At 71.6% G+C, this 20,862-nt stretch carries 21 protein-coding genes; 15 read left to right on the plus strand and 6 right to left on the minus strand.

Annotated features, from left to right (window positions below; all coding sequences use genetic code 11):
• The first annotated feature begins 136 nt into the window (after nt 1-136).
• The 3 genes from A4R43_RS33420 to cds1 are packed head-to-tail and all read left to right on the plus strand — an operon-like array spanning nt 137 to nt 1,979.
• Nucleotides 137-610 (plus strand): Lrp/AsnC family transcriptional regulator, encoded by a 474-nt coding sequence (locus tag A4R43_RS33420; protein ID WP_113695731.1) that lies wholly within the window; start codon nt 137-139, stop codon nt 608-610.
• Between the two features lie 11 nt (nt 611-621).
• Nucleotides 622-909 carry a DUF4229 domain-containing protein gene (locus tag A4R43_RS33425; protein WP_162788678.1) on the plus strand — a complete coding sequence of 96 codons (288 nt, stop codon included), beginning with the start codon at nt 622-624 and terminating at the stop codon, nt 907-909.
• Nucleotides 906-1,979, plus strand: coding sequence for an L-cysteine desulfhydrase Cds1 (cds1, locus tag A4R43_RS33430; RefSeq protein ID WP_113695733.1), 1,074 nt, complete (start codon nt 906-908; stop codon nt 1,977-1,979). Before A4R43_RS33425 ends, cds1 begins: the two co-directional genes overlap by 4 nt.
• A gap of 125 nt (nt 1,980-2,104) precedes the next feature.
• Here cds1 and A4R43_RS33435 read toward each other — a convergent pair whose 3' ends face one another.
• From A4R43_RS33435 to A4R43_RS33450, 4 genes are read right to left on the minus strand one after another with little or no spacing between them, the layout of a single operon-like run.
• Nucleotides 2,105-2,980, minus strand: a complete 876-nt coding sequence (locus tag A4R43_RS33435; protein WP_113695734.1) for a 1,4-dihydroxy-2-naphthoate polyprenyltransferase — start codon at nt 2,978-2,980, stop codon at nt 2,105-2,107.
• A 43-nt stretch (nt 2,981-3,023) separates the two neighbouring features.
• Nucleotides 3,024-4,139: a hypothetical protein gene (locus tag A4R43_RS33440; protein ID WP_113695735.1), complete on the minus strand. Its 1,116-nt coding sequence runs from the start codon at nt 4,137-4,139 to the stop codon at nt 3,024-3,026.
• Nucleotides 4,140-4,195: 56 nt separating this feature from the next.
• Nucleotides 4,196-5,311 carry an o-succinylbenzoate--CoA ligase gene (menE, locus tag A4R43_RS33445; protein WP_113695736.1) on the minus strand — a complete coding sequence of 372 codons (1,116 nt, stop codon included), beginning with the start codon at nt 5,309-5,311 and terminating at the stop codon, nt 4,196-4,198.
• Nucleotides 5,311-6,234 (minus strand): 1,4-dihydroxy-2-naphthoyl-CoA synthase, encoded by a 924-nt coding sequence (locus tag A4R43_RS33450; RefSeq protein WP_113695737.1) that lies wholly within the window; start codon nt 6,232-6,234, stop codon nt 5,311-5,313. Before A4R43_RS33450 ends, menE begins: the two co-directional genes overlap by 1 nt.
• A gap of 57 nt (nt 6,235-6,291) precedes the next feature.
• On the opposite strand from A4R43_RS33450, the gene menD reads away from it, so the two are divergent.
• Nucleotides 6,292-7,956 carry a 2-succinyl-5-enolpyruvyl-6-hydroxy-3-cyclohexene-1-carboxylic-acid synthase gene (gene menD / locus A4R43_RS33455; RefSeq protein WP_113695738.1) on the plus strand — a complete coding sequence of 555 codons (1,665 nt, stop codon included), beginning with the start codon at nt 6,292-6,294 and terminating at the stop codon, nt 7,954-7,956.
• Nucleotides 7,957-8,181: 225 nt separating this feature from the next.
• Here menD and A4R43_RS33460 read toward each other — a convergent pair whose 3' ends face one another.
• Nucleotides 8,182-8,934: a LamB/YcsF family protein gene (locus A4R43_RS33460; protein WP_113695739.1), complete on the minus strand. Its 753-nt coding sequence runs from the start codon at nt 8,932-8,934 to the stop codon at nt 8,182-8,184.
• A gap of 113 nt (nt 8,935-9,047) precedes the next feature.
• On the opposite strand from A4R43_RS33460, the gene A4R43_RS33465 reads away from it, so the two are divergent.
• On the plus strand, nt 9,048-10,640 hold the full coding sequence (locus tag A4R43_RS33465; protein ID WP_113695740.1) for a M1 family metallopeptidase: 1,593 nt from the start codon (nt 9,048-9,050) through the stop codon (nt 10,638-10,640).
• A 71-nt stretch (nt 10,641-10,711) separates the two neighbouring features.
• Nucleotides 10,712-11,167 carry a DUF3592 domain-containing protein gene (locus A4R43_RS33470; RefSeq protein ID WP_113695741.1) on the plus strand — a complete coding sequence of 152 codons (456 nt, stop codon included), beginning with the start codon at nt 10,712-10,714 and terminating at the stop codon, nt 11,165-11,167.
• Here A4R43_RS33470 and A4R43_RS33475 read toward each other — a convergent pair.
• Nucleotides 11,164-12,006: an inositol monophosphatase family protein gene (locus tag A4R43_RS33475; RefSeq protein WP_113695742.1), complete on the minus strand. Its 843-nt coding sequence runs from the start codon at nt 12,004-12,006 to the stop codon at nt 11,164-11,166. The two genes, A4R43_RS33470 and A4R43_RS33475, sit on opposite strands and share 4 nt — an antisense overlap.
• A gap of 166 nt (nt 12,007-12,172) precedes the next feature.
• Here A4R43_RS33475 and A4R43_RS33480 point away from each other — a divergent pair, with 166 nt between their 5' ends.
• The 9 genes from A4R43_RS33480 to nuoE all read left to right on the plus strand — a co-directional run bounded on the left by A4R43_RS33480 (nt 12,173) and on the right by nuoE (nt 20,857).
• Entirely contained in the window at nt 12,173-13,291 is a 1,119-nt protein-coding gene (locus A4R43_RS33480; protein WP_205215124.1) for a glycosyltransferase family 4 protein, read from the plus strand.
• On the plus strand, nt 13,292-14,398 hold the full coding sequence (locus tag A4R43_RS33485; RefSeq protein ID WP_113695743.1) for a glycosyltransferase: 1,107 nt from the start codon (nt 13,292-13,294) through the stop codon (nt 14,396-14,398).
• A 17-nt stretch (nt 14,399-14,415) separates the two neighbouring features.
• Nucleotides 14,416-15,120 carry a demethylmenaquinone methyltransferase gene (locus A4R43_RS33490; RefSeq protein ID WP_113695744.1) on the plus strand — a complete coding sequence of 235 codons (705 nt, stop codon included), beginning with the start codon at nt 14,416-14,418 and terminating at the stop codon, nt 15,118-15,120.
• Nucleotides 15,117-16,400 (plus strand): geranylgeranyl reductase family protein, encoded by a 1,284-nt coding sequence (locus tag A4R43_RS33495; RefSeq protein WP_113695745.1) that lies wholly within the window; start codon nt 15,117-15,119, stop codon nt 16,398-16,400. Before A4R43_RS33490 ends, A4R43_RS33495 begins: the two co-directional genes overlap by 4 nt.
• Before the next feature lie 479 nt (nt 16,401-16,879).
• Nucleotides 16,880-17,296, plus strand: a complete 417-nt coding sequence (locus A4R43_RS33500; protein WP_113698057.1) for an NADH-quinone oxidoreductase subunit A — start codon at nt 16,880-16,882, stop codon at nt 17,294-17,296.
• A 9-nt stretch (nt 17,297-17,305) separates the two neighbouring features.
• A complete protein-coding gene (locus tag A4R43_RS33505) occupies nt 17,306-17,854 on the plus strand; it encodes a NuoB/complex I 20 kDa subunit family protein (protein ID WP_113695746.1) in 549 nt (182 codons plus the stop codon).
• Nucleotides 17,855-17,859: 5 nt separating this feature from the next.
• Nucleotides 17,860-18,618 carry an NADH-quinone oxidoreductase subunit C gene (locus tag A4R43_RS33510; RefSeq protein WP_113698058.1) on the plus strand — a complete coding sequence of 253 codons (759 nt, stop codon included), beginning with the start codon at nt 17,860-17,862 and terminating at the stop codon, nt 18,616-18,618.
• Nucleotides 18,615-20,000 (plus strand): NADH-quinone oxidoreductase subunit D, encoded by a 1,386-nt coding sequence (locus A4R43_RS33515; RefSeq protein ID WP_113695747.1) that lies wholly within the window; start codon nt 18,615-18,617, stop codon nt 19,998-20,000. Before A4R43_RS33510 ends, A4R43_RS33515 begins: the two co-directional genes overlap by 4 nt.
• Nucleotides 19,997-20,857 carry an NADH-quinone oxidoreductase subunit NuoE gene (gene nuoE / locus A4R43_RS33520; protein ID WP_113695748.1) on the plus strand — a complete coding sequence of 287 codons (861 nt, stop codon included), beginning with the start codon at nt 19,997-19,999 and terminating at the stop codon, nt 20,855-20,857. Before A4R43_RS33515 ends, nuoE begins: the two co-directional genes overlap by 4 nt.
• Nucleotides 20,858-20,862: the final 5 nt, after the last annotated feature.

Raw genomic sequence — 20,862 nt, forward strand, 5'->3', positions numbered from 1 at the left:
AGCTAGCCGGCTCTCAACGGGGCAATCGTCGCACTTACCCCGCCAGGTACTCGAACGGTTGTCGAAGAGTAAAGAGGTAGTAAGGGATAAACGGCGCGACTCGGACATCCACCCGGGCTGGTTAGGGTGAGCCGCTATGGACGCACTCGATCGCAGGATCATCGCCGCGCTGCGGCTCAACGGGCGGGCCACCTACGCCGAGCTGGGCCGGACCGTGGGGCTGTCGGCGTCCTCGGTGCACGAGCGCGTCGGCAAGCTGGAGGCCGCCGGGGTGATCACCGGGTACCACGCGGTGGTCGACCCGAGCACGGTCGGCCTCGGCGTGACCGCGCTGGTGGGCATCCAGCCGACCGACACCGCCGCCGACGACGACGTGGCCGAGGCGCTCGGCAAGCTCGGCGAGGTGGAGAGCTGCTACGCGGTGGCCGGCGACGAGGCTTTTGTGGTCAAGGTCCGGGTGTCCACCGTCGACGAGCTGGAGCGCACGCTCGGCAGGCTCCGCCGGATCGACGGGGTGGCGCGCACGCGGACCACCGTGGTGCTGTCCACCCGGTTCGAGGGCAGGCCCAACAACGAAGGCCTGGACGAGGCCGCCGAAGATGACGCGTAACCTGCATAGATGTGAGTGACGCTGCTGTGCCCGGCCACCTGGGTCGTGACCTGACCCTGTACCTGCTCGCGCGCTTCGGCCTGGTGGCCGTGGTCGCCGCGCTCCTGCTGCTGGTCAACGTGCCGCTGCTGGTGGCGCTCGCGGTCGGCCTGGTGGTCGGCCTGCCGCTGGGGCTGCTCGCCTTCCGCGGGCTCAACTCCCGGGTCACCGCGCAGCTGGCCAAGCGCAACGAGAAGCGCGCCCGTGAGCGCGCGAAGCTCCGCGCCCAGCTGCGGGGCGAGTCGAGCGAAGCCGAATGAACCAGCAGAACCGCGCGTGGACCCGTGAGGCCGTGCGGATCATCGAGGCCGACGCGAACCGCAGCGCCGACACCCACCTGCACGTGTTCCCGCTGCCGCCGGAATGGGGCGTCGATCTTTACCTCAAGGACGAGTCGGTGCACCCGACCGGCTCGCTCAAGCACCGGCTGGCCCGCTCGCTGTTCCTGTACGGCCTGGTCAACGGGCACATCGGCCCGGACACCGTGTTGATCGAGGCGTCCAGCGGCTCGACCGCGGTGTCCGAGGCGTACTTCGCGCGCATGCTGGGCCTGGAGTTCGTCACCGTGGTGCCGCGCAAGACCAGCCCGGAGAAGGTCGCGCTGATCGAGTTCTACGGCGGCCGCTGCCACTTCGTCGACGTGCCCGCCGAGATGTACACCGAGGCCGAGCGCCTGGCCGCCGAGTGCAACGGGCACTACCTCGACCAGTTCACCTACGCCGAGCGCGCGACCGACTGGCGTGGCAACAACAACATCGCCGAGTCGGTGTTCGCGCAGCTGCGGGCCGAGCGGCACCCGGTGCCCTCGTGGATCGTGGTCGGCGCCGGGACCGGCGGCACCAGCGCCACCTTCGGCCGGTACGTGCGCTACCGGCGGCACACCACGAAGATCGCCGTGGTCGATCCGGAGAACTCGTCGTTCTACGGCGCCTGGGAGACCGGGGCGCTCGACTACGCCACCGGCATGCCGTCGCGGATCGAGGGCATCGGCAGGCCGCGCTGCGAACCTTCGTTCGTGCCGAGCGTGATCGACGAGATGTTCCAGGTCCCGGACGCCGCTTCGCTCGCGGCGATCCGGCTGCTGCGCGAGCACACCGGGCACTGGGCCGGTGGCTCGACCGGGACCAGCCTGTACGGCGCGTTCAAGCTGATCTCACGCATGGTGTCCGAGGGGCAGGCGGGCAGCGTGGTGACCCTGCTCTGCGACAGCGGCGACCGGTACGCGCACACCTACTACAACGACGACTGGGTGGCCGCGCAGGGCTTCGACCTGGCCCCCCACCGCGCCGCGATGGAGGAATTCCTGGTCAGCGGCAAGTTCCTGCCGTAATTTTGGCCGCGCCTCCGGCGCGGCGGCGAGGTCGCTTTTGAGCCGGTCGCTGGGCCGAGGCGCGCCGTGCCGCTGGGCGGCCCGGCCCACCTCAGCCCAGCGACCGGCGCGACCTCGCGGGCTGCCTAGAGCAGAACGAGCGCGAGCGCGGTCAGCACGGCCCAGGCCAGCATGGCCAGCCCGGTGTCCTTGAGTGCCGGGATCAGGCCGGGGCCGGTGGCGCCCGAGCGGATCGCGCGCACCGGGCGGATCAGCAGGGCACCCGCCAGCACGCCGATCACCAGCCGCGGATCGACCGCCAGGCCGAGGGCGAAGCTCAGCACGAACGGCACGGCGACCAACACCAGGTAGAACCGGCGCGTGCCCTCGTCGCCGAGGCGGACGGCCAGCGTGCGCTTGCCGGAGGTGACGTCGGTCGGGATGTCGCGCAGGTTGTTCGCGGTGAGCACGGCGGTGGAGAAGCAGCCGATGGCGACCGCGCAGGCCAGCGCCTCCCAGCTGATCCGGCCCGCCTGGATGTAGACCGTGCCGAGCACGGCGGCGAGCCCGAAGAAGACAAAAACCGCCACCTCGCCGAAACCGTGGTACCCGTACGGCCGCCGCCCGCCGGTGTAGAACCACGCGCCGAGCAGGCAGGCCGCGCCCACCGCGAGCAGCCACCAGTACCCGCTCGCGGCCACGAGCACCAGGCCGAGCACACCGGCCAGGGCGAGCGAGGTGAGCGCGGCGGCGAGCACCGCCTTCGGCTTCGCCGTGCCCGAGCCGACCAGCCGCAACGGGCCGACGCGCTCGGTGTCGGTGCCGCGGATGCCGTCGGAGTAGTCGTTGGCGTAGTTGACCCCGATGATCAGCGCGAGCGACACGCCCAGCGCGAGCAGCGAACGCCACCAGGAGAACGCGTCGAGCGCCGTCGCCGCCCCGATCCCGGCGACCACCGGTGCCACCGCGTTCGGCAGCGTCCGCGGCCGCGCCCCCTCGATCCATTCGGTCAGCGTCGCCATACCGCTCATTCTGGTCACCGGCGCGCCCGGCCGGTCACCAGGGTCAGCAGGCGGGTGGTGGCTGCGCCAGCCGCACGTACGCGCCCGAGACGTACATGCCGTGCGCCAGCCGGTGCCACCGGTCGGTGGTGCCCTCGGTGCCGGTGACCGGCTGACCCGCCGCCGCGCATTCGATCCGGATCTGCGCGTGCCGCGCGGCCAGCCCCACCTGCCGCTCGCCGCTGTGCGGGCCGGTGCGCACGTTCAGCGAGTCCAGCGAGGTCACCGTGCCCCACGGCCCGCCGCCGGTCCACTGGTAGGTCACGTCCACCCAGGCGTTGTCCTTCAGCTTCAGCCCGTCCCAGAAGGTGCCGTCGGCCAGGTCGATGCCCGCCGGGTTCGCCACCTTCCGGCCGAACTGGTCCCGGCCGCCGTTGTGCCCGTGCTGGTAGGCGGCCTGCGCCTGCGGCAGCCCGCGCGGCAGCTCACCCCAGCTCAGCCGCTCGACGCTCCAGTAGTCGTCCTTGATGTTCCACGGCCCGACGTCCCACACCGGCGCCCATTCGCACCGCGCGTGGTCGGCGGTGCACACCTTCACCGAGTAGTTGCCCTGCCCCTTGCCCGCCAGCCCGCGTCGCGACGGCAGCGCCACGAAGTGGTCGCGCTGCACGATCTTGTGCCCGTTCGCGGTGGTCCCGCCGACCAGGCCCTCCCGGGTGGCGAAAACCCGGTAGGTGGCGGCGAGCGTCGGGTCGGTCACCTCGGTGCCCGCGCGCCAGGCGGTCAGCCCGATCGGACCGACGGCCGTGCCGACCGGCCCGGTCAGCACCAGCCGCGCCTGCACCGACCGCGTCGCGCTCGGCAGCACGGTCGGCGCACCCGGTACCGCCTCGACCCATTCGGTCCACCTCCCGTCCGGCCGCTGCCCACGCAGGTCCACCGCCACCCCGGGGGTGCCGAACTCCGCCCGCACGGTGTCCACTTCGGACTCAAGTGCCCTGGCGGGCAGTTCCTCGACGCTCAGCGGCGACGCGCTGGCCGGCGTGCCCGGCACCGGGTCGATCCGGCCACGCGGCGGTTCGACGGTCCAGCTCACCGGGCCGGTGGCGAAGGCGGGGGTGGTCAGGCAGGTGAGGGCGAGCAGCACGCACAGGGTGACCGCCCGGGTTCTCTTGATCACGGAACGCCAGCCAAAACCACGCTTCGTGATCTGTCAATCAACCATCCCCGACCGTGTTATCCCTGTTCAAAAAGGTGCCGCACGGCGCTACGGTCCACCTTGCCCGGCCCCCGCAGCGGAAGCTCGGCCAGTACCAGCACCCGTTTCGGCACCGCCGCGGCGCCCGCTTCCGCACGCACGAGCGCCCGCAGTTCGTCCTCCGGAAGGGGCTCTGCCGCAGGCACCACGGCGGCCACCACGGCCTCACCCCACTCCGGATCCGGCACGCCGACCACGCAGGCCGCCCGCACCGCCGGATGCGTCAGCAGCGCCTTCTCCACCGCGGCCGCGGGCACCTTCACCCCGCCGGTGTTGATCACGTCGTCGGCGCGGCCGAGCACCTCCAGGCGCCCACCGTCGAACCGGCCGAGGTCGCTGGTGCGGAACCAGCCATCCACAAAGGACTCCGCGGTCAGCTCCTGGTTCAGCCGGTACCCGTGCGCCAGCACCGGCCCGGCGATCTCCACCCGGCCGCCGTCACCGATCCGGATGTCCACTCCGGACAGTGGAACGCCCTGGTAGACGCAGCCGCTGGCGGTCTCGCTCATGCCGTACGCGGGCACGGCGGTGATGCCCGCCTCGGCCGCGCGCTCGGCGAGCCGGGGGTCCAGCGCGGCCCCGCCGAGCACGATCGCGTCCAGCTTCGCCACCTCGCGGGTCACCTCCGGGCCCGCGTCCACCAGCCGCGAAAGCTGCGTCGGCACCAGCGCGCTGTAGTGCGGACCCGGCTGCCGGACCAGCTCGCGCACGCCGTCGGCGAAGGCCGCGGCCCGGAACCCGGCGCTGGTGTCGAGCACCACCGGCGACGTCCCGGCGAGCATCGAGCGCACCAGCACCTGCAGCCCGCCGATGTACTGCGGCGGCGTCGCGAGCAGCCAGCGGCCGGGACCGCCGAGCCGCTCGTGCGTGGCCTCGGCCGACGCCCGCAGCGCCGCCGCGGAGAGCAGCACGCCCTTCGGCGCCCCGGTCGAGCCCGAGGTCGCGATGATCACCGCGGTGCCGTCCTCGACCGGGAGGTCCGGCCGCATCGCCTCGGCCAGCGCGGGATCGCCGACCGGCAGCACGGCCGGACCGCCGTCCAGCGCGTCGGCCAGCGCGCCCGGCAGCTCTGCGACCGAGGTGACCAGGCGCATCAGTAGTAGTACGGGTAGCCGGACCAGTCCGGTTCGCGCTTCTGCAGGAAGGAGTCGCGGCCCTCGACCGCCTCGTCCTGCATGTACGCCAGCCGGGTGGTCTCACCGGCGAACAGCTGCTGCCCCACCAGCCCGTCGTCGATCAGGTTGAACGCGTACTTGAGCATGCGCTGCGCGGTCGGCGACTTGCCGTTGATCTCCCACGCCCAGCGCAGCGCCTCGGCCTCCAGCTCGGCGTGCGGCACCACCGCGTTGACCGCGCCCATCGCGTGCATCTGCTCGGCGGTGTAGGACCGGCCGAGGAAGAAGATCTCGCGGGCGAACTTCTGCCCGACCTGCCGGGCGAGGTAGGCCGAGCCGTAACCGCCGTCGAACGAGCCGACGTCGGCGTCGGTCTGCTTGAACCGCGCGTGCTCGGCCGAGGCGAGCGTGAGATCGCACACCACGTGCAGCGAGTGCCCGCCGCCCGCCGCCCAGCCCGGCACCACCGCTACTACGACTTTCGGCATGAACCGGATCAGCCGCTGCACCTCGAGGATGTGCAGCCTGCCCGCCCGCGCGGGGTCCACCGTGTCGGAGGTCTCCCCGTCCGCGTACTGATACCCGGACCGACCGCGAATACGCTGGTCACCACCGGAGCAGAAGGCCCACCCGCCGTCCCGCGGCGACGGACCGTTGCCGGTGAGCAGCACACAGCCGACGTCCGAGCTCATCCGCGCGTGGTCGAGGGCGCGGTACAGCTCGTCGACGGTGTGCGGCCGGAAGGCGTTGCGCACGCCCGGCCGGTCGAATGCCACCCGGACGACGCGTTTGCCGGAGCGGCTCTCCGTGGAACGGTGGTAGGTGATGTCGGTGAAGTCGAAACCTTCGACCTCGGACCACGAGGCGGGGTCGAACAGCTCGGAAACTTGGGCGTCATCCACGCCTGGGAGAATAGGACCTATGGCTATGCGCGCGGACGACCTGCCGGGGGATGCCCGGTGAACCCGTCGACCGCGCAGGCCAGGGTCATCGTGGACGAGCTGATCCGCAACACCGTGTCGCACGTGGTGCTCTGCCCCGGCTCCCGCAACGCGCCGCTGTCGCTGGCGCTCTACGACGCCGCGTCCACCGGGAAGCTGCGGCTGCACGTCCGGATCGACGAGCGCAGCGCCGCCTTCCTCGCGCTCGGCATCGCCGCGCGCACCGGCCGCCCGGTCGCCGTGCTGTGCACCTCGGGCACCGCCGCGTCGAACTTCCACCCGGCCGTGCTCGAAGCCGACCGCGCGGGCGTGCCGCTGATCGTGCTCACCGCCGACCGCCCGCCCGAGCTGCGCGCGGCCGGTGCCAACCAGGTCATCGACCAGCGCCGGTTGTACGGCGACGCGGTCCGCTACGGCGACGAGCTGGCCGTGGCCGAACGCCGTGCCGGGCAGAACTCGTACTGGCGCAGCCAGGTCTGCCGGGCGTGGAACGCGGCCTACGGCGAATGGCGCAGCGGGCCGGTCCACCTGAACATCCCCTTTCGCGAGCCGCTGGTCCCCGACGAGGAGGACGGCGAGTGGTACGAGTCGCTGGAGGGCCGTCCCGGCGGTGCCCGGTGGACCGAGCTGCCCGACTTCGGCGCGCTGCCCGCGTTCGTGGTGCCGTCCGCGCGGCACGGGCTGGTCATCGCGTGTGACACCGGGGTGGGCGCGGCCAGCGAATGGGCCGAGCAGCACGGCTGGCCGGTGGTCTCGGAGACCGGCGGCATCGGGCTGACCGGGTCGACCGCGATCGGCGCCGGGGCCTGGCTGCTCGGGGTGCCGGAGTTCATCGAGCGGCACAAGCCGGAGCAGGTGCTCTGCCTCGGCAGGCCGACGGTGTTCCGGCAGGTGCAGGCGCTGCTCTCGGACGCCGACGTGGAGGTGCTGCTGGTCCGGCCGGATTCGGACTGGCCGGCGCCCGCGCACAACGTGCGGCAGGTGGGCCAGTGGTTTGCCGAGCCGACCAAGCCCGCCGATCCGGAGTGGCTGGCGAGCTGGCAGCGCGCGGACGCGGCGGCGAAGGCCGCGGTGCGTGAGGCGCTGGCGGAGGAGCCGTGGCCGACCGGGCTGCGCCTGGCGGCGGAGCTGGTGGCGGCGCTGCCCGAGGACGCGATGCTGGTGGTCGGCCCGTCGAACCCGACGCGGGACATCGCGCTCGCCGGTGGCATGCGGCCGGACGTGCTGGTCCACCGCAACCGCGGCGTGGCGGGCATCGACGGCGCGGTGTCCACCGCGATCGGCGCCGCCAGTGTCCACAAGGGACCGTCGTACGCGCTGCTCGGCGACCTGACCTTCCTGCACGACATCAACGGACTGCTGACCGGGCCCGCCGAGTCGCGGCCGGACCTGACCATCGTCGTGCTCAACGACGACGGCGGGGGCATCTTCACCCTGCTGGAGCAGGGCGCGCCGGAGCACAGCGCCGGGTTCGAGCGGGTTTTCGGCACACCGCACGGGGCTGACCTGGGCGCTTTGTGCGCGGGGTACCGGGTGCCGCACGTGGTCGCGGAAACGCTTACGGAGTTCCGGGCGGCGCTACGGCCCGCGCCGGGGCTGCGGGTGATCGAGGTCCGGGTGGACCGGGCACGCCACCGGGACCTGCACGCCCGCCTACGAGCCGCCGTCTCCGCCGCCGTCTGACCGGGACGCCCCCTCGCGGAACACGAATGTGGCTTTGGGGGCCGATTCCGCCCCGAAAGCCACATTCGTGTCCAGGCAGCGCCCCGGAAGCCACATTCGTGTCCAGGGCGGCGTCACGAAAGCCACATTCGAGACGCCAGACGTCTCGAAAGCCACATTCGTGACATCGGCCCCGCCTGCCGAACGGCCCAGGCGCGCGCCGCTCGGGCCCCGCCGCCGCTCGGCTCAGGCGAAGGCTTGGGGCGTGATGCCTGCCGCTTCCAGGGCTGCGCGTACCGCGCGGGCGATTTCCACCGCACCGGGCGTGTCCCCGTGGACGCAGATCGAGCGCGCCCCGACCGTCACCGTGGAGCCGTCGATGGCGGTGATCCGCCCGTGCGTGGCCAGGTCGACGCACCGCGCGGCGATCGCCGAGGCGTCGTGCAGGACCGCGCCCGGCTCCCGCCGCGAGACCAGGTGGCCGTCCGGGGTGTACGCGCGGTCGGCGAACGCCTCGGTCACCGTCGCCAGTCCGGCGGCTTCCGCGGCCGAAAGCAGCGCCGAGCCCGGCAGCCCCAGCACCGGCAGCGAGCCGTACCGGCGCACGCCCTCGACGACGCCCTCCGCCTGCGCCGAGTCCGTGACCACCGTGTTGTACAGCGCGCCGTGCGGTTTCACGTAAGCCACCCGCGTCCCGGCCGCGCGCGCGAACGCGTCCAGCGCGCCGATCTGGTAGGTGACCTCGTCCGCGAGCCGGTCCGGTGGCACGTCCATCCGCTGCCTGCCGAAGCCCGCGAGATCGCGGTACGACACCTGCGCGCCGATCACCACACCCGACCTGGCCGCGCGTTCACAGGTGTCGCGCATGATCGTCGGGTCGCCGGCATGGAAGCCGCAGGCGACGTTCGCGCTGGTCACCACGTCGAGCAGGGCCTCGTCGTCACCGAGGGTCCAGATCCCGAAGCCCTCGCCCAGATCACTGTTGAGGTCGACCGTCAAATTCCCGGTTGGACCGTTCTCAGCAGGCAAGACCCTCCTTTTGGTAGTTCCTCGGGCCACCGCGCGGCGATAGGTTCGCCGCAGCTCGAGCCACGGACACCTGGAGGGTATAGATGCGGCTGAGAACTCGCGCGGGAGCCGGTGCGGTGGCCACCGGCCTCGCCTCGATCCTGCTGGCCACTTCGGCCAGCGCCGCCCCCGCGCCCGGCGCGCCCGGAGCGGGGGACCCCTACTACCCGGGTGCCGGCAACGGCGGTTACGACGTCCAGCACTACGACATCAGGCTGACCTACCAGCCGCAGACCGACCAGCTGTCCGGGCAGACGACCATCCTGGCCACCACCACGCAGGAGCTGTCGTCGCTGAACCTGGACTTCGCGCTCAAGGTCAGCTCGGTGCGGGTGAACAACGCCCCCGCCCAGTTCAGCAAGGACACCAAGGACCCGAGCGAGCTGGTGGTCAAGCCGGTCAAGCCGCTGGCGAAGAACCAGTTCGTCACCATCGTGGTCAGCTACGCCGACACGCCGTCGAAGGTGGTTGTCGACGGCGCCACGGCCTGGCGCAAGACGCCGACCGGCGCCGAGGTGGTGGACGAGCCGTTCAGCTCCGAGTGGTGGTACCCCGCCAACGACCACCCCACCGACAAGGCCACCTTCGACGTCTCCGTCGAGGTGCCCGACGCGGTTTCGGCCATCTCCAACGGCAACCTCGTGCGCAAGACCAAGCAGCGCACCGGCTGGACGCGCTGGAACTGGCGCAGCACCCAGCCGCAGGCCACCTACCTGGCGTTCCTCGCGGTCGGCGGCTTCGAGGTGCTGCAGTCGACCACGCCGAGCGGGCAGCCGTTCCTGTCCGCCTACGACCCGGCGCTGGGCGCCGCGCTGCCCGCGGCGAAGGCCAGCATCGAACGCACGCCCGAGGTCACCGAGTTCCTGGCGACCCAGTTCGGGCCCTACCCGTTCGAGGCGCAGGGCGGCGTGGCGTCCAACGCGATCGGCTTCGCGCTGGAGAACCAGACGCGCTCGGTCTACGGCAACAGCTTCTGGCGCAACGGCTCGAACACCTCGGTGGTCGCGCACGAGGTGGCGCACCAGTGGTTCGGCGACTCGGTTTCGCTGGGCAAGTGGAGCGACATCTGGCTGAACGAGGGTTTCGCCAGCTACGCGGAGTTCCTGTGGTCGGAGAGCATCGGCGAGGGCACGGCCGACGAGCTGGCCGAGTACCTCTACAACTCCTACCCGGCGGACAGCCCGTTCTGGCAGGTCAAGCCGGGTGACCCGGGTGCGGACAAGCAGTTCGACGCGGCCGTCTACGACCGCGGCGCGCTGGCCGTGCACGCGTTGCGCAAGGCGGTCGGCGACGAGAGCTTCTTCCAGATCCTGCAGACCTGGCAGGCGCAGAAGAAGGGCACGCACGCGACCATTCCGGAGTTCATCGCGCTCGCGGAGAAGCTCTCCGGCAAGCCGCTGTACGACCTGTTCCAGACGTGGCTGTACACCCCGGGACGCCCGGAGTTCAGCCCGGCCGGGCAGCCCGCGGCGGCTTCGGCGGCGACGGTGGCCCGCGCGGCCGACGGCAAGCCCGCCGAGCCGAAGTCGTGGTCGAAGATCCGCCTGACCCACGCCGAACTGGCCGAGCACGGGCACGCCCACGCCCACGGCGAGGCCCACACCGACGGGCACGACACGGGAGGCCGGGACTTCTAGCCCGCTCCCCGGCTCGCGGGCGTTCCAGCGACTGCCCACGCCCGCGAGCCAGGGGTGGCTAGGGTGTCCCCATGTCCCCCAGGAGTGAGAAGCTGCTGCGGATCGGCGTCCGCGTGCTGGTCGGCGTCGCGGCCGTGCTCACCCTGCTGTGCGTGACCCTGTTCTTCGCCGCGGTGCGCAACGACAGCGCGATCAGCGACCACCGCGGCCTCGCCGACGCCGAGGTGCTGTCGGTTTCCTTCGACCGGACGCTGATCCGGTTCGTGACCCCGGACGGCGTGGCGCACACGCCGTCGCTGGGCGTGCTCTACCCGGAGGGGCTGGAGGCCGGTCAGCTGGTGCGGGTCGAATACAACACCGAGGACCCGGAGCTGGCGCGGGTGGCCGGGCGCAGCGCGTCGCTGACCCTGCTGCCGCTGGGCACGACGATCCTGTTCACCTGGCTGGTGGTGGGCCCGGCGTGGTGGTTCGCCCGCCGCCTGCTGCGCCGCGCGGCGGAGGCGAAGTCGGAGTCCGAGCCTGCCTAGCCCCGGCTGAGGGCGGTGCCACGCCACCAGTCGAGCACCACTTCCGCCAGGCCCGGTGCCGCCACCAGCAGGCCGTCCGACGGCAGCGCGTTGCCTTCCCCGTGCCGGTCCATCACCACCGCGCCCGATTCGATGGCCAGCGCGACCGCGCCCGCGACGTCCCATTCGTGGTAGCTGTGCAGCACGGCCGCCCCCGCGTGCCCCAGCGCGACCTGCGCCACCGACAACGCCGCCGAGCCCAGCACCCGGACCCCGGCGTGCGCGGCGGACGCCTGCTCGATGAACCCCGCCATGCCCGGCCACGCGCCACCCCGGCCCAGCTCGGTGCAGATGATCGCGCCGGTGGTCCGCACCGGCTCCCCGGACAACCGCACCGGCGTGCCGTTCGCCCGCGCGCCCCGACCGCGCGCGGCCGCGTAGATCTGGCCCCGGTACGGGTCCGCGATCACCCCGACCACCGGCCCCGACGAGTCGACCAGCGCCAGGCTGAACGCGCACCACGGCATGCCGGCCACGTAGTTCGCGGTGCCGTCCACCGGGTCCACCACCCAGCGGTACTCGGCCACGTCCGCGCCCAGGTCGGCGCCGAACTCCTCGCCGACCACCGGCACCCCGGGGAACTCGGCGGTCAGCACCCGCCGGGTGTGCCGCTCCAGGATCCGTTCGGTGTCGGTGACCCAGTCGAAGGGCGTGTCCCCGGTCTCCGGCCGGGCCCCCCGCCCGGCGGTCGCGGTGATCACGTCGGTGGCGTCGTTGGCCAGGCGTCCGGCGACTTCGAGGGCCTTGGACAGCAGGGCGGGCTCGACGGGCCGGGCCGGACGTGAGGACAAGAGGGTCACGCCGCTCTAGCATGGCCGCGCTCGGTGACCGGAACCCGACGATGAGGTGACCGGGCCATGGCGAGTTCGCACTAAGCGGACCAGAAGCCGACCAGGAGCCGAGGAGTTCGAACGCCGTTGGCCGGTGCGTCACCCGGCGGCCGAGCACGCGTGCGACAGTCCGATCGTGCGTATCGCCATCGTCACCGAAAGCTTCCTGCCGCAGGTCAACGGCGTCACCAACTCCGTGCTGCGGGTGGTCGAGCACCTGCGCGACCGGGCGCACGAGGTGCTCGTGATCGCCCCCGGCGCCGGTCCGGCGGAGTACCGGGGCGCGCCGGTGGTGCGCATTCCCGCGCTCGGCCTGCCGGTGGTCAACTCGCTGCCGATCGGGGTGCCGACCAGGACCGTGCTCACCGCGATGGCGCAGTTCCAGCCGGACGTGGTGCACCTGGCGTCCCCGTTCGTCGTCGGCGCACGGGGGCTCGCCGCGGCCCGGCGGCTGCGCGTGCCGTCGATCGCGGTCTACCAGACCGACATCGCCGGGTTCGCCGCCGCGTACGGCCTCGGCCTGGGCGCGCGGGCGGCCTGGCGCTGGGTGCGGCGGGTGCACTCGCGGGCCGACCGCACGCTCGCGCCGTCCAGCGATTCGGTGCGGGAACTCCAGGCGCACGGCGTGCCGCGCGTGCACCGCTGGGGCCGTGGTGTGGACATCGAGCGGTTCTCGCCGTCGCACGCCGACCCGGCGCTGCGGGCCGAACTCGCGCCCAACGGCGAGCTGCTGGTCGGCTTTGTCGGCAGGCTGGCCCCGGAAAAGGAGGTCGACCGGCTGACCGCGCTGGCCGGGGTGCCCGGCATCCGGGTGGTGGTGGTCGGTGACGGTCCCGATCTCGAAGGCCTGCGTGACCGCCTGCCCGGCGCTGCCTTCCTCGGCGCGAAGTACGGCGACGAGCTGTCCACCGCCTACGCCAGCCTCGACGTTTTTGTGCACACCGGCCCGCACGAGACCTTCTGCCAGGCGGTCCAGGAGGCGATGGCCTCCGGGCTGCCGGTGCTCGCGCCGGACGCGGGCGGCCCGCGTGACCTGGTGCTGCACGGGCGCACCGGCTTCCTCCTGCCCGCCGACCGCGAGCGGTTCGCCACCCAGCTGGTGGCCAGGGTGAACGAGCTGCGTGACGCCGCGTTGCGCGAACGGCTCGGCGGCAAGGCGCGCAAGGTGGTGCTCGGCCGGACCTGGCCCGCGGTGTGCGGTGAGCTGATGGGCCACTACGAAGCGGTGGCCGGCCGGGCGGCGCAGGCGGCCTGAGTGCACATCGTCCAGCTCGCCAACTTCTACGGGCCGCGGTCGGGCGGGCTGCGCACCGCGCTGCACCACCTCGGCGCCGGGTACGTCGCGGGCGGTCACGAGGTGACGCTGGTGGTGCCGGGGCGGCGTTACGCCGAGGAGGTGCTGCCCACCGGGGTGCGCCGGTTCCAGCTGCCGGCGCCGCGGATCCCGGGCACCGGCGGGTACCGCGCGGTCGATCCGCACCGCGTGCGCTGGGTGCTGCGCGGGCTGCGGCCGGACCGGCTGGAGGTGTCCGACCGGCTGACCCTGCGTGGCATGGGGACCTGGGCTCGCAGGCACGGCGTGCCGAGCGTGGTCATCTCGCACGAGCGGCTGGACCGGCTGCTGGAGCAGTTCCTGGTGCCCGCGCCGGTGGCCAGGCACTGGGCGGACGCGGCGAACCGCCGGATGGCGGGCAGTTACGACACGGTGGTCTGCACCACCGCCTTCGCGCGGGCCGAATTCGACCGGATCGGCGTGCCGAACGTGCGCCGGGTGCCACTCGGCGTGGACCTGCTGGCGTTCGCCCCGCACCTGCGCGACCACGCGCTGCGCGCCGAACTGCTCGGCGGCGCCGACGCGCTCATCGTCCACTGTGGACGGCTGTCGCCGGAGAAGCACGTGGAACGCAGCGTGGACACCGTGGCCGAGCTGACCGAGTCCGGAGTGGACGTCCGGCTGGTGGTGGCCGGGGACGGGCCGCGGCGGCGGGCGCTGGAGCGCCGGGCCCGCGGGCTGCCGGTGACCTTCCTCGGCTTTGTCAGCGAACGCGCCGAGGTGGCCAGGCTGCTGGCGTCGGCGGACGTCTCGCTCGCGCCCGGCCCGCACGAGACCTTCGGCCTGGCCGCGCTCGAAGCTCTCGCGTCGGGCACGCCCGCGGTGGTCTCGGCGTCGTCCGCGCTGCGTGAAATCGTGCGGCCGCCCGGTGGCGCGGCCGTCGACGACCACGCACCCGCCTTCGCCGCCGGGGTCACCGCCGTGCTCGACCGGCCGGAACCGGAACGCCGCGCGGCCGCCAGGTCGCGGGCCGAGCAGTTCACCTGGCCGAGCGCGGTCCGGGGCATGTTGCGCGTGATGGGCGGGTAGCGACGTAATGTGGCGGCATGTCCCGAGCCAGCCTCGACAAGGATCCGCACGAAGTCGCCGCCATGTTCGACGGCGTCGCCGACGGGTACGACCGCGCGAACTCGTTCATGACCTTCGGCTTCGACCGCCGCTGGCGGATCACCACCTCGCGGGTGCTCGACGCCAAGCGCGGTGAGAAGGTGCTCGACCTGGCCGCCGGCACCGGCGTGTCCACCACCGAGTACGCCGCGAACGGCGCGTGGTGCCTGGCCGCGGACTTCTCGCTGGGCATGCTGCGCGCGGGGCTGCACCGCAAGGTGCCGATGGTCGCCGCGGACGCGCTGCACCTGCCGTTCGCCGACGGCAGCTTCGACGCCGCCACGGTCTCGCTGGGCATCCGGAACTTCGTCGACACCAAGGCCGCGCTGCAGGAGCTGGCGCGGGTGGTGCGGCCGGGCGGGCGGCTGGTCATCTGCGAGGTGTCCACCCCCACCTTCCCGCCGATCCGGTTCATCTACCGCAAGTTCATGCTGCGGCTGCTGACCTGGGTCGGCCGCCGGGTCTCGTCCAATCCGGACGCCTACGGCTACCTCGCCGAATCCATGCTGACCTGGCCCGCGCAACGCGAGTTCGGCGAGATCATCGCCTCCGCCGGCTGGACCGACGTGGAGTGGATGAACCTCACATTCGGCGTCGTAGCAATCCATCGGGCCACCAAGCCGCCCGTACACTCGCCTGCATGAACAGTCTTCAGCAGCGCGATGCCGAGGTGATCGTGGTGGGCGCGGGCCCGGCGGGCTCCACCGTCGCCACCTATCTCGCCAGGGCCGGCGTGGACGTGCTGCTGCTGGAGAAGACGGTCTTCCCGCGCGAGAAGGTCTGCGGTGACGGGCTCACCCCGCGTGGCGTGAAGCAGCTGATCGACCTGGGCATCGACACCAGCGAGGACGCGGGCTGGGTGCACAGCCGCGGCCTGCGCATCCTCACCGGGGACCTGACCCTGGAGCTGGACTGGCCGGAGCTGACCAGCTACCCGCCCTACGGCGTTTCCCGCACCCGCCAGGACTTCGACGACCTGCTGGCGAAAACCGCGGTCAAGGCGGGCGCGCGGCTGCTGGAGCGCACCACGGTCACCGGCGCGATCACCGACGCCACCGGGCGCGTGGTCGGCGTCGAAGCGAAGACCGGCGAGGACAAGCGCGAGGTCAGCTACCGCGCGCCGCTGGTGCTGGCGTGCGACGGCGTGTCCGCGCGGCTCGCGCTGAGCGTGGGCATCGGCAAGAACGAGAAGCGCCCCATGGGTGTGGCCGTGCGGCGCTACTACAAGAGCTCGCGGCACGACGACCCGTTCATCGAAGGTCACCTGGAGCTGTGGGACCGCAGCGATCCCGCGCGCCCGAAGCTGCTGCCGGGTTACGGCTGGGCGTTCCCGCTCGGCGACGGCACGGTGAACGTCGGCCTCGGCATGCTGTCCACCTCGAAGGCCTTCCGCAGCACCGACTACCGCGCGCTGCTGCGCCAGTGGCTCGACGGCACGCCCGAGGAATGGGGCTACCGCGAGGAGAACGCGATCGGCAAGGTCGGCGGCGCCGGGTTGCCGATGGGCTTCAACCGCACCCCGCACTACCGCGACGGCCTGCTGCTGCTCGGCGACGCGGGCGGCATGGTCAGCCCGTTCAACGGGGAGGGCATTTCGGCCGCGATGGAGTCGGCGCAGCTGGCCGCCGAAGCCGTGGTCCAGGCGCTCGCGCGGCCGGAAGGCTCCTCGCGCGAGCGCGCGTTGCAGGGCTACCCGATGGCCGTCGCCGAGCTGATGGGCGGCTACTACCGGCTCGGCAACGTGTTCGCGAAGCTGATCGGCAAACCGGCCGTGATGCGGGCGGCGACCAAGTACGGGCTGCGCATCAACGCCCTGCTTCCCTTGGTGTACAAGGGACTTTCCGGCTGCTACGACGCGAAGGGCGGCGACGTGGTCGACCGCCTGATCGCCGCGGCCGCGCGCGCCACCCCCAGCCCGCGCTGAGCGACCCCTGGACACGAATGTGGCTTTCGGGGCGAAATCGGCCCCCAAAGCCACATTCGTGTCCTCGGCAGGCGGCCGCCTTCTCGGTTGGCGTGTGTTACCTCACACCGGACAAACCGTGTCAGCGCCTGGAATGGGCGCGTTCAGTCCCTTTGTCGCAGGTCTGCGAGCTGTGACGCAGTACGGGCGTTCCGTGATCACCCCGGAAGTTAGGTAAGCCTTATACCACGGGGGATGGCGACAAGGGTGTGACTCGCGTCCTACACTGACGCCGTGCCTTGTGAACCGCTTCACAATAACGACGGCACGCTTGTGAACTTTTTCACAAGCGGCCGCCGAGGTCGCGGGCCATAACGCACCGGCAGTAAGGCTGCCCTAACGCTCGGAGGTGTGATCCGGGTCGCTTAGGGTGCGCCACGAGGCACTCAGACCAAGTTCGATCGCAGCGGCGCGGAAGGGATGGACGAACCGTGCTGGCGTTGCAACCACCACACTTCGCGGGACAACTCGCTCAGGGGGCCGCCGCTCCCACGTTGGACGTGTACCTCCCGCTGGTCATCCTGTTCGTGCTGGCGATCGCGTTCGCCGTGCTCTCGGTGCTGCTGGGCCCGCTCGTCGGCCCCAGCCGCTACAACAAGGCGAAACTTTCGGCCTACGAATGCGGGATCGAACCCTCGCCGCAGCCGGTGGTCGGCGGCGGCCGGATGCCGATCGCCTACTACGTCACGGCGATGCTGTTCATCCTGTTCGACATCGAGATGGTGTTCCTCTACCCGTTCGCGGTCTCCGCGGACGCGCTGGGCCTGTTCGGCCTGGTGGAGATCGTTCTGTTCATCGCCACGGTCGGTTTCGCCTACGCCTACGTGTGGCGGCGCGGCGGCCTCGACTGGAACTAGGGGCAAAGCATGGGTCTCGAAGAGAAACTCCCGAACGGAATCCTGCTGGCCAGCCTGGAGGGCCTGGTCAACTGGGCGCGCAAGAACTCGATGTGGCCCGCCACCTTCGGGCTCGCCTGCTGCGCCATCGAGATGATGACCGTCGGCGGCTCGCGCTACGACATCGCGCGCTTCGGCATGGAGCGCTTCAGCGCCACCCCGCGCCAGGCGGACCTGATGATCGTCGCCGGCCGCGTGACGCAGAAGATGGCGCCGGTGCTCCGCCAGATCTACGACCAGATGGCCGAGCCCAAGTGGGTGCTGGCGATGGGCGTGTGCGCCTCGTCCGGCGGCATGTTCAACAACTACGCGGTGGTGCAGGGCGTGGACCACATCGTGCCGGTGGACATGTACCTGCCCGGCTGCCCGCCGCGGCCGGAGATGCTGCTCGACGCGATCCTCAAGCTGCACGCCAAGATCCAGGACGAACCGCTCAACGCCCGGCGCGCCGAACTGCGCGCGGCCAGCGGTGCCCGCACCGAGCTGATCCCGTCCTCCATCAAGTACGCGAAGAAGTGACGCAGATGCCCGAGGAAGAAAAGCCGGTCCCCGGCGGAGAACAGTCCAGCGCCGAGCGCGCCGAGTCGGCCGAGCTGCGGCCCGCCGGCCCGCGCCCGGCCGAACCGGTGGTGGCCGGGCGCGAGCGCAAGGGCATGTTCGGCGTCTCCGGCACCGGGGACACCTCCGGTTACGGCGGCCTGCGGCTCCCGGCGTACTCGCCGCCCCCGGCGGAACGCCCGTACGGCGGCTGGTTCGACGAGTTCGCCGACGAGTTCTTCGCCGCACTGGGCGAAAACGGCATCCCGGCCGAGGCGATCCAGCAGGTCACCGTCGACCGCGGCGAGATCACCTTCTACGTCGCGCGCGAGCACCTGCTGGAGATCTGCCGGACCCTGCGCAACGACGGCGGGCTGCGGTTCGAGCTGTGCAGCTCGGTCTCCGGCGTGGACTACGGCGTGGACGTGCCGCAGCGCCTGCACTCGGTCTACCACCTGACCTCGATGACCTTCCGCCGCCGCATCCGGCTGGAGGTCGCGGTGGACGTGGACGACCCGCACATCCCGTCCGTGGTCGAGGTCTACCCGACCGCCGACTGGCAGGAGCGGGAGGCCTACGACATGTTCGGCATCGTCTACGACGGCCACCCGGCGCTGACCCGGATCCTGATGCCGGACGACTGGGACGGCCACCCGCAGCGCAAGGACTACCCGCTCGGCGGGATTCCCGTGGAGTACAAGGGCGCGGAGATCCCGCCGCCGGACCAGCGGAGGTCTTACTCGTGAGCAGCACCGAAAAGATCTCGGACGTCGAGACCGGCACCGACACCTCGCCGTCCGGCTCGTCCAGCCAGCAGGCCTACGCCGAAGAGCGCCGCACCACCGAAGGCCCGGTCTACACGGTTTCCGGTGGTGACTGGGACGACGTGCTCTCCGACGCCGAGCACGACGACCGCATGGTCATCAACATGGGCCCGCAGCACCCGTCCACGCACGGCGTGCTCCGGCTCGTGCTGGAGATGGAGGGCGAGACCGTCACCCAGCTCCGCTCGGTGATCGGCTACCTGCACACCGGGATCGAGAAGAACTGCGAATACCGGACCTGGACCCAGGGCGTCACCTTCGTCACGCGGATGGACTACCTGGCACCGCTGTCCACCGAGATGGCCTACTGCCTCGCGGTGGAGAAGCTGCTCGGCATCAAGGCGCCGCCGCGGGCCGAGCTGCTGCGCGTGCTGCTGCTGGAGATCAACCGGATCGGCTCGCACCTGGTCTACATCGCCACCGGCGGCATGGAACTCGGGGCCACCACGGCGATGACGCTCGGCTTCCGCGAGCGCGAAGAGGTGCTGCACCTGCTCGAGCACCTGACCGGCCTGCGGATGAACCACGCGTTCATCCGGCCCGGCGGGCTCGCCCAGGACATGCCGGAGGACTACCAGGAGGCGGTGTCCGCCTTCGTCAAGACGATGGAGGAGCGGCTTCCGCTCTACGACAAGCTGTTCACCGGCCAGCCGATCTGGCGCAACCGGCTCAAGGACGTCGGCTTCCTGCCGGTGGACGCCTGCCTTTCGCTCGGCGTGACCGGACCGGTGCTGCGGTCGGCCGGGCTGCCGTGGGACCTGCGCAAGACCGAGCCGTACTCGCGGTACGACGAGTTCAAGTTCGACGTGCCGACCTCGACCGACGCGGACTGCTGGGCGCGCTACCTGATCCGCGTGCAGGAGATGCGCGAGAGCCTGAAGATCATCAAGCAGGCGCTGAAGAAGCTGGCCGACGAGGGCCCCGGCCCGGTGATGGTGGACGACGCGAAGGTGGCCTGGCCCGCGCAGCTGTCGCTGGGCAGCGACGGGCTCGGCAACTCGCTCGAGCACGTCCGCAAGATCATGGGCCAGTCGATGGAATCGCTGATCCACCACTTCAAGCTGGTCACCGAGGGCTTCAAGGTGCCGCCGGGCCAGGCCTACGTGCCGGTCGAGTCGCCGCGCGGGGAGCTGGGCGCGCACCTGGTCTCCGACGGCGGCACCCGCCCGATGCGCGTGCACATCAGGGAACCGAGCTTCGTGAACCTGCAGTCGATGCCCGCGATGGCCGAAGGCGGGCTGGTGGCGGACGTGATCGCGGCGATCGCGTCGATCGACCCCGTGATGGGGGGAGTGGACCGATGACCTCTTCGACGGAACGCCCGGAGCCGGGCCCCGACTACGCCGACCAGACGCACGTCGCGGCCGGTGGTGACGTGGACGTGCGCGGCATCGCCCCCGGCGACTCGGCGTCCATTTTGGACACCGCGGTGCTGGAGGACCCGTTCGGCCCCGACATCGTGGACAAGGCGCAGCAGATCATCGCGCGCTACCCGGTGAGCCGGTCGGCGCTGCTGCCGATGCTGCACCTGGTGCAGTCGGTGCAGGGCTACGTCACGCAGGAGGGCATCGCCTTCTGCGCCAAGCAGCTCGACCTGTCCGACGCCGAGGTCAGCGCGGTCGCCACCTTCTACACCATGTACAAGCGCCGCCCGTGTGGTGAGCACCTGGTCAGCGTCTGCACCAACACGCTGTGCGCCGCGCTCGGCGGGGACGACATCTACAAAAAGCTCCAGACGCACCTCGGTTCCGAGGAAAAGCCGCTGGGGCACGAGGAAACCGCGGGCACGCCGGGTGAGCCCGGCTCGATCACGCTCGAGCACGCGGAATGCCTCGCCGCCTGCGACCTCGGCCCGGTCATCCAGGTCAACTACGAGTACTTCGACAACCAGACCACGGACAAGGCGGTCGCGCTGGTCGACGCGCTGCGGGCGGGCAAGAAGCCGGCCCCGACGCGCGGTGCCCCGCTGACCGACTTCAAGGGCGCGGAACTGCAGCTCGCCGGGTTCTTCCCGGAGGACGAGCAGACCTACCGCGCCGACGTGGACGGGCCGTCGCAGGCCGTGGAAACCCTGCGGGGCGCCCAGGTCGCGCAGGAGCGCGGCTGGACCGCGCCGGTGATGGAAGACGTGCCGCTGCCCGCCGTCGAAGAGAAGAAGTGAGGCAA

The sequence above is a fragment of the Amycolatopsis albispora genome (genome assembly GCF_003312875.1).
In the GTDB taxonomy this organism is placed as follows: Bacteria; Actinomycetota; Actinomycetes; order Mycobacteriales; family Pseudonocardiaceae; genus Amycolatopsis; species Amycolatopsis albispora.